Source organism: Sphingobium sp. LMC3-1-1.1, from assembly GCF_040676285.1.
In the GTDB taxonomy this organism is placed as follows: domain Bacteria; phylum Pseudomonadota; class Alphaproteobacteria; order Sphingomonadales; family Sphingomonadaceae; genus Sphingobium.
Map to the genome: position 1 here is coordinate 58797 of NZ_JBEGHQ010000034.1, position 17615 is coordinate 76411.

Below are 17615 nucleotides of genomic sequence, written 5' to 3' on the forward strand. Positions count from 1 at the left end.
GACATGAGGAGGGCGGGAACATGGCAGGGATCGGTTTCAGGCTGGATCGGATAGCGCGGGAGGAGGGGCTGGGCGGCATCGCCCGCGCCACTTTCCAGGGCGCTGTCATCAGCTCCGGTCCGTGGCTGATAACCGCCTGCGCCATATTCCTGCTTCAGGGCTGGACCCGCTCGGTCATGCAACCTGCCGACCATGTGATCGTCCAGACAAGCCTGGTCTATGCCTTTGGCGTGTCGACCGTCGTCACCGCGCCCCTGGCGATGATCGCCACGCGCATGGCATCGGATCGCTTCTACCTCGGCGAGCGGGACGCCATTCCATCGATCCTGATGGTTGCGATGGTGCTGGCCGCCATTGCGGCGCTGATCGCGGGCGATGTGCTGTTCGGTCTCGCTGCTGCCATGCGCCCGGACCAGTTCCTGCTGGCGACGGCCATCCTTGCCCTGTTCGCCCAGATCTGGATCGCCAGCCCCTTCCTCCATGCGACGTCGCGGCATGGGTCGATCTTCCTTGCCTATCTCTCGGGCATTGCCATGGCCGCCATCTGCCTGGCCCTTGTTCGGCCGATGACGCCATCAGCCGTGCTGGCCACTATCGCCGCCGGCCTGGTGGTGACCTTGGCACTGCTGGTCAAGGCGATCAGGGACGATTTTCCGGGCAGCCCCGGCTGGCGGCTCGACTGGATCGGCCGTACGCCCGGCGTGGTGGCGCTGGGGGTGGCGGGCCTCGCCAATGCGCTGGCCATCTGGATCGACAAATGGCTGCTCTGGTGGGCGCCGGGAAGCATCCAGGCAGTCGGCGCGCTCAGGGTCAATCCGATCAACGACCAGGCCAGCTTCCTTGGCCTGTTGACGATGATCCCGGGCCTGACGCTCATCCTGGTGACGACGGAAACGCGGTTCGACCGCGCCTTTGCCGAACTGATGGCGCATTGCACGGGCACGGCCAACTGGCGCCGGATCGAAAAAGCCCGACGGAAGGTGGGCAGCACGATCCGGCTGGATCTGCGCCTGCTGGTGGTCGAACAGGCGATATTGGCCAGTTTCTGCTGGGTCTTCGCGCCGGAGATCGTTCGGCTGCTGGACCTTAATGCGCGGGCCATATTCGGTTTTCGCCTGACCGCGGTGGGGGTGGTCTTTCACCTCGTCGTCATCCAGATGAGCATCATCCTTTCCTATTATGACCTCACCGGCCGGATCGTCGTCGTCTGGGGCAGTTTCCTGATCGCCAGCGCCATCGGAACGTGGCTGTTGCGCGATCTGGGCTTTGCCGGTTTCGGCTTCGGCTATCTGGCGGGGGCCGTCACCGGCGCATCGCTGGCGGTGGCGCTGGTGGCGCAGGCCACCGGCAACCTCACCTATCTCCTATTCGTCGGCAACAATCCGGCGGTGGTCGGCAATGCGAGGTTCTGGCCATGAGCCCGGCCTCTCTTCGCCGCCGCGACCTGTTCGCCCTGTCGCTGATGGTATTCGGCCTGTCGGCGCGAGCGGTCCCCAACACCGACCATGCCGGGGCCTGGGGCGTGGACTATGGCCACGTCACCGATCCGGCTGTTGCCCGCCGGTTCAGGCTGCTCGTGCTCGAACCCGATTTCCCGCGCCCCGTGACCCCGCTGCGGGCCGAGGGGAGCCGCTTGCTCGGTTATATCAGCATGGGTGAAGTCCATGGGGGGCGTCCCTTCGTCCCTGAACTGGAAAGGGCGGGAGCGCTGCGCCAACCCAATCCCAACTGGCCCGATGCACGCCTTGTCGACCTGCGCGATCCCACCTGGACGAAGCTGGTGCTCGACCGGCTGGTGCCGGCAATCCTGGAGAAGGGCTATGATGGCATCTTCATGGACACGCTCGACAATGCGGAGGCGTTGGAACGGCAGGACGCCGACCGGAACAAAGGCATGACCGCCGCCGCCGCCCGGCTGGTGGCGGCCATTCGGGAGCGGTTTCCGGGCATCACCATCATGATGAACCGCGGCTATGCGTTACTGCCCGCGGTTGCGACCCGGATCGACCTGGTGCTGGGGGAGGCCATGGCATCCCGCTGGAACTTCGCGGATGGGCGCTATGAAATGACATCCGCGGACGATTGGGCGTGGCAGGCCGGGCATCTGCTCGCCGCGCGCCAGCTCAACCCGCGCCTGGTCCTCGCCACGCTCGATTATTGGGATCCTCAGGACGAGGCGACCGTCGCCAGCCTCTATGCGCGTGAACGCGCCGCCGGGTTCCAGCCCTATGTATCCACCCTGGCCCTCGACCGGCTCATTCCGGAGCCCCGACCATGAATCTCAGAGCCATCAATATTCAGGCGCTACGCAAGCCGAACATGGTTTTCCTCGGACCGATCCTGGGGGGAGGCGTGCTGCTTGCCGCCACGCTCGTGCTGATGCCCAATCGCTGGCAGATCGCAGACGCCATACGCCGGGGCACATTCTCGCCGCCGCCCGCCGCCATTCCCCTGCCGCCGCCCGGTGTCGCCCAGTTGATGCAGCGCTTTTCCGAAGGCAGGCGGCTGGCATCGCCCGATCTTCAGCGCCTGATGGCGGCATCGTCCGCCACGGGCAGCGCCTCCACGCTTTCGGCGATCGCCGACGCATTGGCAAAGAACGGCGCCCCTGTCGCGACCGACCGGGTCAGCTATGACATCATGGCCGCCGGCCGGCCGGACGTCGCCCTCACCTTTCTGGAAAGCCGCCCGGATCGCGCTGCTCCTGCTCTCTGGCGCCTGCGCTTCGACCTGCATCGCAAGACCGGCGACATGGCGGGTGCCGCCGACCTGTTGCGGTCTGCCGTCATGACGCCCGGAAACGCGCCGCCACAGGATCTCGTGGAGGCGGCCTATGCCCTTGCCACGCCCGAGCTGTTGATCACCGCCGCCGAACATGGGGCGATCCCGCCGCTCAGCCAGGCGCAGTCACTCGATCTGGCATCATGGGCGAACACGGCGCAGCGCTATGACCTGATATCCCGCATCGACCGGGTGGGTACGCCCGGCTGGCGCGCCGACAATCCCTGGCTGGCCATGACATTGGCGCAACGGTCCGGCGATACCGGATCGGCGCTGCGCTACGCAGCCCTGCTGCCGTCCGGCCGCGATGCCGCGCGGGAGAGCATCGTCATGGCGTCGGGCAATCCGCAGGGCATTCGGCAATATCTGCTCGCTCAGGCCTCCGCCAGGGGCGCCGATCGTCCCGCCATCGCCCAGCGGCTGCTGGAAAAGGGTTTCCGCCCCGACGCCATTGCGCTGCTCAGGCAGCAATCGGCCCGGGAAGCGGGTGACGGGGGTGCTTCGGCGCGCATGCTTTATCTGATGGGGCCGCGCCCGACGGGGGAGGATCTGGACTGGTTGCGGTCCCGCGCGTCGGCCGACCCGCGCTGGCTGGCTGCCTATATCGAGCGGGAACAGCCCGCCAAGGCGCTGGCCTTCGTCGAATCCCGCCCGGCGGCGGATAGCAGCGACATGCTCGTGCAGCGCATCGCGCTTGCCAATGCAGCGCGGGATCGTGTGGCGGCGGCGCGGGCGCTGGACGGGTTGCTTGACGGCCGCCCATTGACCGCCAGGCAGCTCAAGGCCGCCGCCACGGCCACCGTTCCGGCGGACAGGGCCGGGCACTATGCGCTTGCCCTGGCCCGCGCCCGGATCGCGGCGGGGCAGGGGGAGCCGTCCGACCGCCTGAGCCTGGCCTGGGATGGCTGGGACAGGGGAAATGCGGAGGAAGCCGTGGGCTATTTACAGGGTTATTTGCGGGATCGACCCGATGACCGGGCCGCGCTGCGCCTGATGGCGGACGCGCAGGCGAAGTTGAAGGGAGATGTCGCCGCCCGGCCCTGGCTGGAACGGCTTCTGGCCATCACGCCGCCATCGATCGATCGGGCAGATCTGCTGAACCGGCTGGGGCGCACGGCCGACGCCATGGCGCTGGTGGAAATGTTGCGTCGGGTATCGCCCGGCAACCGCAGGCTGGACATCATGCTGTCGCGGCTGCTGATTGCCTCCGGTGATCCTGGACGGGCAAGAAAGGTGCTGCGGTCGTGACGCCACTTGTCGCCGCCCTTCTGCTGCCAGCGCCGCCGCTGCCCTTGCTCGTCGCGGCGCTGCCGCCCGATACCGGCGTTTCGGCTTCGGCCGAGGTGCGAACGGTCGACCTGCAATGGAGCGGGGACGTGCATCTGCAACTGGAAAATAATGGCTATGAACTGGTTGTCCGCTTCGATCGGCCGATAGCGGATGAGAGGCTGAAGGATTTCGCCAGCATGGCGGGCGACGACCTCGCCGATCTGCGCTGGAACGACAACAGCCTGTTGTTGCGCGCCGCAGCCGGACGTCGGCTGGAGGCCGTCGCCGAAGCGCGAAAGCTGCGCGTCCGCTTCGTTCCGGAATCGCAGTCCCCAGCCGCGCCCACCGTCGCCAGCCCGTCCCCCTCGCCCGACATGGACGTCGAACTCGCCATAGCCAGGGCGCAGGCCGATGCAGCCGCCGGCTATTCCGATCTGGCGCGGCGGCGGCTTGCGCCGCTGGCGGCCGCGCATCCCGACGACAAGCGGATTCAGCGCCTGCTGGCCGATATGGAAATTGCCGAAGGCGCGCTGGCGCTGGGGGCGGGGCGCTACCGCAATCTGGCGGCGGACGACCCCTTCGCACGGCAGACCCTGGCGGAAGCGGGTGGCAATGTCGCAGCGGCGCTGACGTTGCGCGGGGGCAAGGTCTTCTGGCAGGCGGAGGGCGGTCTCAACGGCATGATACCGCTCGACGCCCAAATCTCCGCCGGGGCAGGTCTGCGCTGGTTCCGCTCGGAAGCCGACACGGTCTATGGACCCACCGGCATTCTCAGCAACCGCACATCCCGCTCCACCATCGGCGACCTGTTTGCCACGATCAACCTCGGGCCTGTCTCGCGGCTGGAACTGCAGGGCAGCGCCCAGCTTGACGAAAAGGTCGCCGGCGCCGGTTTGCGCCTGTTCGCGGGGCCGCCCGAAAGGCAGGGGCGGCTGGTGCTGGCTTATCATCTGCCCGATCTCGCCACGCCTGAACAGTCGACCTTCGGCGGCCACATCAGCCGCGCCGGGCTCGGCGGCACGATCCGCCTGACGCCGGAACTGGTGGTGCAGGCGGACGGCGCCTGGAACGGCTATGGGCTGAGAGGCACCGGTGCGCGGACGCGCAGCTTCACCGCGGCGGGCGGCTTCGACTATCTGCTGCGGCGGGGCAAGCCGTCGCTGGCGTTCAGCTATCGGCTGGACGCCGAATATGTCGATCACACCGGCATAAGGCCGAACGGCCTCGCCTATATTCCGCTGAGCGACCGGGAGAATCACAGCTTCCAACTGGTGTCCGGCATGTCCTGGACCCGGTGGCAGTTGACGGGTGCCGCCGGCTGGACCTTCGACCGGAAGGGCAAGACCAACGGCCCGACCGCCAATATCAGCGCCACAGGGCGGCTCAGTGACGGCTGGCGCCTGCAGGCGAGCGGTGGCGTGAGTTCCATCAGCCGGCCCGGCATTTCGGGACGGCAGCTTTATCTGCGCATTGCGCTGACGCGCTATCTGGGGAGACATTGATGCTGAAGAGGCAGCCCATCCTTTTGCAAGGCGCAGAAATGCTGGTCCTGTTCGCGATATTGATCGCGATCGACCACGGGCTGTCGCATGGTGACGCTTATTCCGGTCTGAACCCCAATCCCTATTGGTTGCCGGTGCTGGTCATGGCGATTGCCTATGGGACGGGTATGGGATTGGTGGCGGGGGCAATCGCTTCGGCGATCTGGCTCTGCCAGGCGAACATCTGGTCCGGATCGGCAGATCATCTGGAGCAGCAACTGCGCCTGTCCATCCAGCCGATGCTCTGGATGGTGGCGGCGCTCATCGTCGGCGAGGTGACGGCCAGCAGACGCAACCGGATCGCCGATCAAAAGCGGCAGCACCAGGCCATGCTGCGCGACCGGGAGAAGCTGGCCAAGGTGATGGCGCGCCTGGCGGACACCAACCGCAGGCTCCAGGTGCGGATCGCAACCGAACAGCGGACGGTTGTCGAGGCGATTGCGGCCGGTCTCGACCTGTCGGGATCCGATTCCGAACATCAGATCGATGCCGTCGCCCGCATGATCGCACTGGTCGCCCGGACCGAGGACTTCACCTTCTACGACGTGCGCGGGAGCCAGGTCGTCGCCCGCTTTTGCGGCAGGGCGACTTCGGGCCAGGCACGCGACCTCAGCAGGTCGATGCTGGCCGAGGCCATGTTCGCAAAACCCAGGGTGTTGCAGAATGACGATCCGGCGGATCAAGCCATTCTGGCACAGGTCGGCGCCATCGCCTTGCCGATCATGGGGGCAAGGGATCAACTGGTCGGGATCATCATCATTCACAATGTGAGCAGGGTCACCGCAGCCTACAGGGCGCAATTGCTGCAGGTCACCGATCTGCTCGGCAAGAGCTGCGCGCTCTTCGGGCGGGAGCCTGCTTTCCATGCCAAATGGCAGATGCCCGAAGAGAAGGTGGCGTGATCGCGCTGCTCGCCCTTGGTTCGATCATCGATCTTCTCCTGCTGGCCCAGGCGCTGTTGGCGGGGGCCACATCCATTTACTGGTTCGCGCCGATGCATATGGCGCTCGCCATCGCCACGCTGCTGATCGTGGTGCGAAGGCTGCACGGAATGAGCGCGTTGCAATCCTTCGCCTTGCCGGTCGGCGCGGCGCTGGGCGCGCCGGGCATGTTGCTGTGCCTGTTGATGGCGCCGCTGGCGGGCAGTTCCAGGCGCAGGAAGCAGATCGTCTACAGCAATATCCGCATCGGCCGCTATCGGATCGGCAATGCCCTTTCGCCGGTCGAGCGGCTGGGACGGATACTCGACGAGCGGGTACGCTATCCCGATTGCGATGAAATCGGATCATTGGCTACGATCCTGCGCCACGGCAGCCTGCAGGCGCGCTACAGAGCGTTGGAAACGGCCGTGACCTCGTTCGAACCGCGGCTTTCCCCGCTGATCGTCATGGCCCTGTCCGATGAGGATCAGACCATCCGCGCCCTGGCTGCGGCCGCCGCGGCGCAGGTCAGCTATAATCTGACCCTGCAGATCAGCGAATTGCAGGCGCGCATCGCGCCGGCGCAGGATCCGGACGACCGCTATGCGCTGGCGATGCTGCTCGCCGACCATGGCTGTTTCAACCAGCTTTTGCCCCAGTCTCAGCGGGCGCGCCTCTGTCAGGATGCCTGCCGGAAGTTGGATGAAATCACCGAACAACTGTCCGCCACGGACATTCGCCGCCGGGCGCTGCGCACGGCGCGGGCCCATGTCCGGCGGACGATGGAACAGGACAGGGAAGCGCAGTCCAGGCCCATTCGCAGCTTCCGGATGGAGCTGTCGCCCTGATGCCCGACCGTGCGGACAGCGATGTATGCCTGATCGTTGAGGGCGCCTATCCTTTCGTCATCGGCGGCGTATCGAACTGGTTGCAGGATCTGGTCCTGTCCATGCCCGACCTGCGATTTTCCCTGGTCGCGATCAAGGCCGGGTCGATGGAACAGCCCTGGCGAATGACGCCGCCGCCCAATGTCGTCGAGGTGATCGAAGTCCCGTTGCTGATCGAACCGTGCCTGCCGCGCCGCTATCCGGCGCCGCAGGTGAAGCGCATCGGCCGGTTGCTGCTCGCCTTCCTGTCGACGGGAGGAAAGGATGACCTGATAAGGCTGCGGCAGGAGATCGGGAAACTGAATCCGCCGCCGGCCGCGGGCGATCTGTTGTCCAATCCGGAGATATTTGACCTCTTCACCCATTATTATGAAAAGGCCTTCCGTTCCGCATCCTTTCATCATTTCTTCTGGGCAATGCGGGTGCTGCTGGGCGGCTTGCTCAAGATGCTGCTGGCGCCATTGCCCCGGGCCAGGGTCTATCACACCATTTCCACCGGCTTTGCGGGCCTCCTGGCGGCGCGTGCCGCCTATGAAACCGGCAAGCCCGCCTTCATCACCGAACATGGCATCTACATGCTGGAGCGCCAGATAGAGATCATGATGGCGGACTGGATCGGCGACCAGATCGAAACCGGACTGACGCTCGACCGGGAAGGGCATGACCTGCGCGATCTGTGGCTGGCGGTGTTCCAGACCTATACGCGCGCCTGCTATGATGCCTGCGATCCGATCATCGCGCTCTATGGCGCCAACAACCAGACGCAGCGGCGGTTGGGCGCCCGGCAAGAGCGATTGAGGGTCATTCCCAACGGTATCGAGGCCGACCGCTTCTGCCATATCGAGCGCATGGGCGATCCGGCGCGCCCCCTGGTGGCGCTGATCGGACGCGTGGTACCGATCAAGGATGTGAAGACCTTCGTCCGGGCGGCCGGCTTCGTCCTGGCGGAAATGCCTGAAGTGCGCTTCGCCATATTGGGCCCGATGGACGAGGATCCCGACTATGCCGCCGATTGCAAGGCGCTCGTCAAGGAACTTGGCATCGGCAATGCGGTACAATTTGCCGGGCGCGTCCAGGTTGCCGAATGGTTGCCGCGCATAGACCTGCTTGTCCTCACCAGCCTGTCGGAAGCCCAGCCGCTGGTCATATTGGAAGGGGGGGCATGTGGCGTGCCGGTGGTCGCACCCGATGTAGGCAGTTGCCGAGAGATGATCGAAGGGCGCTCGCCCGACGTGGATCGGCCCGGCGGCATCGTCACCGAACTGGTCAATCCGGAAGGAACGGCGGCCGCCATCCTCCGCCTGTTGCGCGCGCCGTCGCTGCGCCGCGCCATGGGCGAAGCGCTACGCGATCGCGTGGTCAAGGACTATGACAGGCGCGCCATCATCGCGGAATATCGGCATATCTACAGCATGCTGGGCGCCCAGGCCCGTTTTTCGGAACTGCAATGATCAATGTTCCCGGAAGGAGAGCCACAGCGATTGGGTAAGCGGCTCCAGCGCATATTGCAGGGCGGTCCGGGCACGAAGCGGCACCAGCACCTGGACCGGCATTCCGGCCTTCAGATTGAAATCCTCTCCGCGCCTGCTGCGGATGATGTCGAGTTCCTTCGACGGGACCGTGATTTCCCCGGTGTAGAAGGATTGGCCGGTCTTCTCGTCCTGGAAACTGTCCGCCGACAGCCGGGTGATCCGGCCGTCCATGATCGGCAGGTCGCGCTCATGCAGGCTGTTGAAGCGTATCTGGGCGTCCTGGCCCACCTTCAGGTCGTCAATATCTTCCGGCGAAATGCGAGCCTCTATGACCAGGCCCGCATGGTCGGGTACGATGTCCATCAGCTTCTGGCCCGGTGCGATCACGCCGCCCACGGTGAAAACGCTCAGACCGACGACGATGCCGGTCGCGGGCGCGCGGATCGCCAGCCGCGCCAGTTGATCCTTGGCCGCGCGAAATTTGGGGGCGATCTCGTTCAGCGAAAATTCGACGTCGCGCAGTTCGGACGCGGCCCGCTCCCTATAGGCCTTTTCCGCTTCCAGAGCCTTCAGGCGGTTTTCGCCGGCCTCCGCGCCAGACCGAGCAATGCTGGCCGAATATTGCCCCTCTTGCCCATGAAGGTCGGCGCGCGCGCGTTCCAGTGCCCGGATACGGGATTTGGAAACAAAACCCTTCTCCGCCACGTCGCGCAGGCTGTCCAGTTCCTCGCCGATCAGCCGGGCCTGCTCCGCCGATGCTGCCAGTTGCGACCTGTATCCGCGCGCTGTTTCCTGCACCTGGCCGGCCTGTTCGTGCAGGACGCCGGTCTGCGCCGTCAGCACGGAGGCGCGGCTGTCGAACTGGGTCGTCTGAAGCTTGATCGCCTCCTGCGCATCCTCCTTTTCCTGTCCCTGAAGCGTCGCGAATTCGGCGGGCCATTCGACATGACCGGCACCAAGCTGCTCGGCCATCAGCCGCGCGCGCTGTGCCTGGAATCCGATATATTGCGCGCTGTACATGCGCGCCTGCGCCCGCACATCCGCGGCCGCCAGTTCCATCAGCGGCTGGCCCTGACGGACATGCTGCCCTTCCTTGACGAAGATGGCGCCGATCACGCCGCCGTCGCGATGCTGGACGGACTGGCGCTGACCCTCCACGGTCAGCCGTCCCTGCGCATAGGCGGCGGCGTCCAGCCGGGCAAAGGCGGCCCAGCCCAGGAAGACGACGAAAAACAGGAACGCGATGATGATGCCGGTCCGCATGTCCCGGTCGGGCCGGTCGTCGATCACCGGCGTCTCATGGCTGGCTGGATAGGTCAGGCGGATGGCGCCGCTGGCGTCGCTGAGTTCGATGTCCCCCATGGTGCCTATCCCTCCGCCCTCTGTGCCTCGGGTTTTTCTTCCGATTGGATGGCCTTCAGCCGTCCCAGCACCTCATCGCGCGGGCCGAAAGTCTCCAGCCTTCCGTCGCGCATCACCATGATCTTGTCGACGACTCCCAATATCCCCATCCGGTGGGCGACGATGATGACGGAGGCCTTTTTCTTCTTGAGGTCGTCCAGCGTGGCGACCAACCGCACCTCTCCCTCGGCATCGAGATGCGCATTGGGTTCGTCCAGGAAGACCAGGGGCGGCTTGCCATAAAGCGCGCGCGCCAATCCCACGCGCTGGGCCTGGCCGGCCGAAAGTCCGCGTCCTCCCCAGCCCAGCGTCCGATTATATCCGCCCGGCATTTGCAGGATCAGGTCGTGCGCACCGCTCAATCGGGCCGCCTCGATCACCGCATTGTCGATGGCTTCGCCATCGTCGGACAGGAAATTCCGGAATCGAGCGATATTCTCCTTGATCGTGCCGGCGAACAGTGCGGTGTCCTGCGGCAGATAGCCGATGAAGGCCGCCAGCCTTTCCGTATCCCAATCCTGCACATTCGCGCCGTCATAGCGGATCGATCCGCGCAGGGGCCGCGCCGCGCCGGACAGCATGCGCAGCAGCGTCGATTTGCCCGCGCCACTGGGACCGACAATGGCAACGACTTCGCCCGGTTCGACGGCAAAGCTGATATCGGCCAACAGGGGGTGTTCCTGGCCGGGAATGAAATGGGTGAGATGTTCGACCGCGATATGGCCGCTGGGCGGCGGGAGCTGGGTCAGGGCGATATCTGCTTCCCGCGTCGCCAGCAGGTCATTGAGCGTCGCATAGCTCGCCCGCGCATGGACGACGCTACGCCAGGCGCCGAGCAACTGGTCGATGGGGGAGAGGGCGCGTCCGACAAGGAAGGACGAGGCAAAGATGGCACCTGCCGAAATCTGGTTGTTGATCGCCAGCCAGGCGCCGAGGCCCAGCGCCAGCGACTGCAGGATCAGGCGGATGAACTTGCTGATCGCAACATAATGGCCACCTGCGAAACTGGCGCTCGCCTGAAGGTCGAGCATCGTCTGCCGTTCCAGCAGATGGCGCCGCACCAGCGCATTCCGCATGCCGAGCGCCCGAATCACCTCCGCGCCCGCAAGCGTCTGTTCCTGGCTGACATAGGCCTTATTGGCGGCTTCGTTCGCTTGCTTCAAGGGCGCGTTGGTGCCCTTTTCATTACGTCGCGCGATGAACAGCAAGGCGGCGCCGCCCACCACGGCCAGAGCGGCAATGGCAGGGTGGATCAGGAAGCAGACGAGGACATAGACCGGGCTCCAGGGAAAATCGAAGATCGACAGGATGGTCGGGCCGGTCAGCGCCTGCCTCAGCGTGTCGAATTCCCGCAGGACCTGCTTGTTCATCGTCTCGCCGGTCGATCCGCGCGCCCTCAGCGTCGTGTCGAGCAGCAGGCCCGCCAATTGCCGGTCCAGCCGGATGCTCGCCCGTACCAACAGGCGCGACCGGACCAGTTCCAGCAGCGACAGGGTGCCGATGACCACCGCGATGATGATTGTCAGGAAAAGCAGCGTCAGCCTGCCCTGTCCTGCCACGACACGGTCATAGACCTGCAACATGTACAGAACAGGCCCGATGTAGAGCAGGTTCATCAAGGCGCTGAAGATCAGCGAAGACAGGAAATGTCGCCTGCACGAAGATAGTGCGGCTTTCATGGGGGCTGCCGGTTCATGCAGATCAAGCAACATACCGCCCCCGTTTCTCGAAAGCTGACGCTAAATCATGCGACCTATATCTTGTGCCTGGACCATAATATTCCGGCAAGTTTCGGTAAATATATCAATCAGCATAGTCGACGGCTTGTGCCGCGCTGGAACAGATGTTCAGCGGGCCGCCGTCAATCGGTACTGGCGAAAATCATTCCCACTCGATCGTACCCGGAGGCTTCGAGGTGTAGTCGTAGACCACCCGGTTGATGCCCTTCACCTCATTGATGATCCGCGTCGCCACCCGGCTGAGGAAGGCGGCGTCGAAGGGATAGATGTCCGCCGTCATGCCGTCGGTGGAGGTCACCGCCCGCAGCGCGCAGACGCTGTCATAGGTACGGTGGTCGCCCATCACGCCCACGGTGCGGACCGGCAGCAGCACTGCAAAGGCCTGCCAGATCGCGTCGTACAGCCCGGCATTGCGGATTTCTTCCAGATAGATGGCGTCGGCCTTGCGCAGGATATCGCAGCGTTCCTTCGACACTTCGCCCGGAATGCGGATGGCAAGGCCGGGGCCGGGGAAGGGATGCCGCCCGACGAAAATCTCCGGCAGGCCGAGTTCGCGGCCAAGCGCGCGCACTTCGTCCTTGAACAGCTCGCGCAGCGGCTCGACCAGCTTCATGTTCATGCGCTCGGGCAGGCCGCCCACATTATGGTGCGACTTGATCGTCACCGAAGGCCCACCGGTGAAGCTCACCGATTCGATCACGTCGGGATAGAGCGTCCCCTGCGCCAGGAAGTCCGCGCCGCCGATCTTCTTCGCTTCTTCCTCGAACAGGGCGATGAACTCGCCGCCGATGAACTTCCGCTTCTTCTCCGGATCGGTCAGGCCCGCCAGCCCGCCCAGGAAGCGCTCCTCTGCATTCGCATGGACCAGCTTGATGCCGTAATGCTCGCGGAACAGGCTCACCACCTGCTCCGCCTCGCCCAGGCGCATCAGCCCATGGTCGACGAACACGCAGGTCAGCTGATCGCCGATCGCCTCATGGATCAGCACGGCGGCAACGGCGCTGTCGACCCCGCCCGACAGACCACAGATCACCCGGCCTTCGCCCACCTGCGCGCGGATGTCGGCAATCTTGGTCGCGCGGAACTCCGCCATGGTCCAGTCGCCGGCAAGGCCGCAGACATGGCGCACGAAATTGGCAAGCAGCTTCGCACCGTCCGGGGTGTGCACGACCTCCGGGTGGAATTGCGTCGCGTAGAAGCGCTTTTCCTCATTGGCCGTGATGGCGTAGGGTGCGCCTTCGCTGACCGCGACCACTTCGAAACCCGGCGCCAGGCTCGTCACCTTGTCACCGTGGCTCATCCACACCTGGTGGCGCTCGCCCTCCGTCCAGAGGCCGTCGAACAGCGCGCAGCCCTTTTTCACCTCGATGAAGGCCCGGCCGAATTCGCCGCTCTCACCGCCTTCGACATTGCCGCCCAGCTGCTGCATCATCGTCTGCTGGCCATAGCAGATGCCCAGGATCGGAATGCCCGCCTCGAAGAAATGCTGCGGCGCGCGGGGGCTGTCCTCCCACATCACCGAAGACGGGCCGCCGGAAAGGATGATACCCTTCGGCTTCAACCGGTCGAATGCTTCGGCGGCGCTGTTGAACGGGGCGATCTCGGAATAGACGCCGGCCTCGCGCACGCGGCGGGCGATCAGCTGCGTCACCTGGCTGCCGAAATCCACGATGAGGATGGAATCCTGAAGGGGCAGCGTCATCGAATCGCCTTTATTTGACCAGAGGAAGGGATTCGCGCCCGGTTAGTGCGCTTGCGCCCCCTTGTCCAGCGAAGCCGCGTCGTCGCGCCGCCCCGCCGCCCATCCCAGCGCGGCCCCGCTCGCCAGCACCGCCGCAGCGATCAGGAAAGCGCTGCCGATGAAGGGCAGCAGCGGCTTCGGGCCCACCGACAGGGAATAGAGGGTGCCGAAGAACAGCGGCGACACTATGCCTGCGATGGAACCCACGCTGTTGTTCGCCCCCTGCAACTGGCCTTGTTCGGATTCCGACACGCGCTGCGTCATCAGCGACTGGATCGTCGGCATGGCGAGCCCCCAGAGCGCGTTGGGGAACATCGCCGCGACGAACAGCCAGCCGGTCGGCGCCAGTCCCATCGCCGACAGGCCGATCGCGCCGAAGGCAAGCCCGATCACCATGGTCGTGCGGTCGCCCAGCCGCTTCACCACCGGCCCGACCAGCAAAGCCTGCACGCCCATGTCCAGAATGCCGGCCAGCGCAAGCAGCGCGCCGACCTGCCACGCCCCCCAGCCATAGCGGTCGCCCGCATAGAGCACGAACACGGCGGAGAAGAGGTGATGCGCGAAAAAGAGCAGGAAATTGACGATCGCCAGGCTGGAGAGTTCCGGATGCGACCGCAGCAGTCGCAGGGCGCCGAAGGGATTGGCCCGTTTCCAGGAAAAATCCATCCGCTTGTCGCGGGGCAGGGACTCCGGCAACACGAACAGCCCGTAGAAGAAGGCAAGGGCGGACAGGCCGGCCGCCGCCCAGAAGGGGGCCCGCAGCGAAACCTCTCCCAGCGCGCCGCCCAGCAGCGGCCCCGCCACGAAACCGCCGCTGAACGCCGCGCCGATCAGCCCATAGCCCCGCGCCCTCCCTTCGGGCGGGGTGATATCGGCCATATAGGCGAAGGTGGAGGTGAAGCTGGACGAGGTCACGCCCCCCAATAGCCGCCCCGCCGCGAGCCACCAGAGATTGGGCGCGACCGCCATCAGCAGGAAATCGAGCGCCAGTCCCGCGACCGAGATCAGGATGACCGGCCGCCGCCCGAACCGATCGGACAGCGAGCCGATGACCGGCGAACAGAGAAACTGCATCCCGGCCCACAAGGCCACGAACAGCCCGTTCCACATCCCCGCCGACCTGCTGGACCCCGAAAGCGTCTCGATCAGTTGCGGCAGTACCGGGATGATGATCCCCATCGACATCACGTCGAGCAGCGCCGTCACCAATATGAAGGCGATCGCAGCCTTGCGGCGGTGGGTTGGGCGGGGGGGCATGATAGACTCCTGGTGCCGTTCCGCTTCTGGTCGTAACGGATCAAATGCCATAGAAAGTTGTTTTTGGCGTGTTTTTCGATCCGGCGGATGATTCCTTCTGCTTGCAACACGCTCTACAGCGATTTCCAAGCGATCGCTGGCTAAGAAATCGCGGAAGGCAGAAATCCCGGGCCCCGTTTCGATCTCGCTGGACCGAACCCGCCCTGGGCGCCGCGCCCGTCATGCCAGGTCGACCGGACCCAAATGACCGCTCCACCACAGCAGCAGTCCGGAAAATGCAACGGCGATCCACAGTGCGTGGAGGCCCATCATCGCGAAAAGCCCGCCCCCGGTCATAGCGCCGGCCACCAGCCCCAGCCACAGCATTAGATAGGGCAGCCAAGTCCATCGCGGCCCACCGCTCAGCGCCACCGCCAGTTGCTGTCCCAGCTTCACCAGCGCGCCGGTCATATAGGTGACGCCGATGCTGACCTCCCCGTCGCGCTGGAAGACATTGTTCACCGCGCCCATCGCCGCCGCCATCAGCAGCGTCAGCCCCGTGCCCGGCCTCTCGGGCAGGGCGAGCAGCGCGGCGCAGAGCAGCAGTGCGGTCGCCAGGCCCAGCACCGCCTGTTTGCGCCAGCGCCCCGCTCGCCGCGCGACCAGCGCGCCCGCCAGCACGCCGCCGACAAAGGCCCCGATCAATCCGGCCGCCATCCCCGAGACCGCCGCGCCGGCGGCCAGCCCCACGCCGAGCCGGGTGGAATTGCCGCTCATGAAGGAGACGAACAGCCCACCGAGCTTCAGGAAACCCAATGCGTCGATGAACCCCGCCTGCGCCGCAAGCGCGATGGCCAGCATGTGGCGGGAAGCATCATATCCACGCATGGTCCGGGCTCGTTCGATCAGGGCCGGGGTGGCGCCACGCGCTCGCCGTCCACGGGTTCGACGACGATCGGGGCGAAGGACGCCGAAGCGGGCTCCACCGCGCCCTTCACCAGCGAATCAAGGCTGGAGCCATCCAGCCCCAATTCCTTCATCAGGCCGTCGATCACCGGTGCCTGCGCCCGGTAACGCAGGGCAGCGGAAACCGCGGCATTGGCCAGGTTCTGTTCGCCGCCGGCGATCACCGTCGCGCCGTCCCCATGTGAGCCGGTAATCCCGTCGACCTGCACGATCCTGATCGAATCGATCGCCTCCATCGGCTTGGCCGCCTCCCGCACCAGATCGGGCAGCACCTTGAGCAGGGCCATCTTCGTCTGCAGCGACATCTGGTCCGACGACAATATATTCGCGGCCTCATTGACCGCGCGCTGACCCGCCGCCTCGACCTCGAAACGGACCCGGTCCGCCTCGGCGCGCAGCTTGGCGGCTTCCGCCTCGCCCTCGGCCGCCAGGCGCAGCGCCTCGGCACGGTCGGCCGCGGCCTGCTTCTCCGCTTCCGCCTCGACCCGCACCTGGATGGCGGCGCGCTCGGCTTCCCGCGCCGCGTCGATCAACTCGATGCGCTTGGTGCGTTCGGCAATCTCGGTCTGGCGCGAGGTCTGGACCTGCTCCTCGGCGGCGACCGCCTTGGCGCGGGCTTCGTCGGCCTGCGCCTTGGCTTGGCTCTCCTCGCGGCTCTTGTTCTGCACGGCGATCTGCTGCTCCTGCCGGGCGAGCTCCAGCGCCTGTTCCTGCGCGATGCGGGCCTGCTGCACGGCGCGGTCGGCCTCGATCTGCTGGCTGTCGACCAGCTTCTTCGCCTCGATGCGCGCCTGGTCCGCCTCCTGTTGGCGCAGCGACTGTTCGCGGGCCACCTCCGCCGCCTGCACGGCGCGGCGCATCTCGACCTCGCGTTCCTGCTCCAGCCGGGCGAATTCGGTGTCGCGAGAAATCAGCAGCGACTGGCGTTCCGCTTCCAGATTCTTGGTCTCGATCTGGACGCGGGTTTCCTGCTCGATGTCGTTGCGCGACTTCTTGCGCAGTTCGATCTGCTCGGTCAGCTTGGTCAGGCCCTCTGCGTCGAACGCATTATTGGCGTTGAAATGCTCGATCGAGGTCTGGTCCAGACCCGTGAGGGACACGCTCTCCAGCTCCAGCCCGTTCATGGCGAGATCGACGGACGACACCTGCTGCACCTTCTGCACGAACTCGCTGCGCTGCTCATGCAACTGGTTCATCGTCATCCCCGCGGCGACGGAACGCAACGCGTCGACGAACTTGCCCTCGACCAGTTCCTTCAACGCCTCCGGATTCATCGTCCGCGCGCCCAGCGTCTGCGCTGCGGTGGCAATGGACTGCGCATCGGGCTTCACCCGGACATAGAATTCCGCCTTCACGTCGATGCGCAGGCGGTCCAGCGTGATCAGCGCGTCGCTGTTCTTGCGTTCCACCGCCAGCCGCACCGTGTTCATGTTGACCGGCATCGTCTCATGAAAGATCGGCAGCACCAGCGCACCGCCGTTCATCACCACCTTCTCTCCGCCAAAGCCGGTTCGCACGAAGCCGATTTCCTTCGACGCCCGCTTGTAGAGCCGCGCCAGTACGACGCCGAGCACGATCAGGAGGAGAAGCCCCGTCCCGGAGATGATCAGGTAGGGCATGAGCGAAAAGCTCTCCTGCACGGCGGGCAAATTCATGGAATAC

13 protein-coding genes are annotated in these 17615 nt (G+C 65.5%); 7 read left to right on the forward strand and 6 right to left on the reverse strand.

What is annotated here, in order from left to right; all coding sequences use genetic code 11:
- Nucleotides 1-20 precede the first annotated feature (20 nt).
- The 7 genes from pelG to pelF are packed head-to-tail and all read left to right on the forward strand — an operon-like array spanning nt 21 to nt 8849.
- Entirely contained in the window at nt 21-1418 is a 1398-nt protein-coding gene (pelG, locus tag MRBLMC3_RS16440; RefSeq protein WP_363830581.1) for an exopolysaccharide Pel transporter PelG, read from the forward strand.
- Nucleotides 1415-2278, forward strand: a complete 864-nt coding sequence (locus tag MRBLMC3_RS16445) for an endo alpha-1,4 polygalactosaminidase (RefSeq protein WP_363830583.1) — start codon at nt 1415-1417, stop codon at nt 2276-2278. Before pelG ends, MRBLMC3_RS16445 begins: the two co-directional genes overlap by 4 nt.
- Nucleotides 2275-4029 (forward strand): tetratricopeptide repeat protein, encoded by a 1755-nt coding sequence (locus MRBLMC3_RS16450; RefSeq protein ID WP_363830585.1) that lies wholly within the window; start codon nt 2275-2277, stop codon nt 4027-4029. The genes MRBLMC3_RS16445 and MRBLMC3_RS16450 overlap by 4 nt, the downstream gene beginning before the upstream one ends.
- Nucleotides 4026-5552, forward strand: a complete 1527-nt coding sequence (locus MRBLMC3_RS16455) for a hypothetical protein (protein ID WP_363830587.1) — start codon at nt 4026-4028, stop codon at nt 5550-5552. Before MRBLMC3_RS16450 ends, MRBLMC3_RS16455 begins: the two co-directional genes overlap by 4 nt.
- The gene (locus MRBLMC3_RS16460; RefSeq protein WP_363830589.1) at nt 5552-6493 is read left to right on the forward strand and encodes a hypothetical protein; all 942 of its coding nucleotides are present in this window, start codon (nt 5552-5554) and stop codon (nt 6491-6493) included. Before MRBLMC3_RS16455 ends, MRBLMC3_RS16460 begins: the two co-directional genes overlap by 1 nt.
- Nucleotides 6490-7359: a hypothetical protein gene (locus MRBLMC3_RS16465; protein WP_363738415.1), complete on the forward strand. Its 870-nt coding sequence runs from the start codon at nt 6490-6492 to the stop codon at nt 7357-7359. The genes MRBLMC3_RS16460 and MRBLMC3_RS16465 overlap by 4 nt, the downstream gene beginning before the upstream one ends.
- Nucleotides 7359-8849 carry a GT4 family glycosyltransferase PelF gene (gene pelF / locus MRBLMC3_RS16470; protein WP_363738417.1) on the forward strand — a complete coding sequence of 497 codons (1491 nt, stop codon included), beginning with the start codon at nt 7359-7361 and terminating at the stop codon, nt 8847-8849. Before MRBLMC3_RS16465 ends, pelF begins: the two co-directional genes overlap by 1 nt.
- On the opposite strand, the gene MRBLMC3_RS16475 is transcribed toward pelF, so the two are convergent.
- From MRBLMC3_RS16475 to MRBLMC3_RS16500, 6 genes are all read right to left on the reverse strand, one after another.
- Nucleotides 8850-10232, reverse strand: a complete 1383-nt coding sequence (locus MRBLMC3_RS16475; RefSeq protein WP_363738419.1) for an HlyD family type I secretion periplasmic adaptor subunit — start codon at nt 10230-10232, stop codon at nt 8850-8852.
- A gap of 5 nt (nt 10233-10237) precedes the next feature.
- Complete coding sequence (locus MRBLMC3_RS16480; protein ID WP_363830590.1) at nt 10238-11950, reverse strand: type I secretion system permease/ATPase; 1713 nt, start codon at nt 11948-11950, stop codon at nt 10238-10240.
- Between the two features lie 202 nt (nt 11951-12152).
- The gene (gene guaA / locus MRBLMC3_RS16485) at nt 12153-13712 is read right to left on the reverse strand and encodes a glutamine-hydrolyzing GMP synthase (RefSeq protein ID WP_133652629.1); all 1560 of its coding nucleotides are present in this window, start codon (nt 13710-13712) and stop codon (nt 12153-12155) included.
- A 42-nt stretch (nt 13713-13754) separates the two neighbouring features.
- Entirely contained in the window at nt 13755-15008 is a 1254-nt protein-coding gene (locus tag MRBLMC3_RS16490) for a TCR/Tet family MFS transporter (protein WP_363738554.1), read from the reverse strand.
- A gap of 219 nt (nt 15009-15227) precedes the next feature.
- Entirely contained in the window at nt 15228-15875 is a 648-nt protein-coding gene (locus MRBLMC3_RS16495; protein WP_363830592.1) for a YoaK family protein, read from the reverse strand.
- A gap of 17 nt (nt 15876-15892) precedes the next feature.
- A complete protein-coding gene (locus MRBLMC3_RS16500) occupies nt 15893-17608 on the reverse strand; it encodes a flotillin family protein (protein ID WP_363830594.1) in 1716 nt (571 codons plus the stop codon).
- Nucleotides 17609-17615 lie beyond the last annotated feature (7 nt).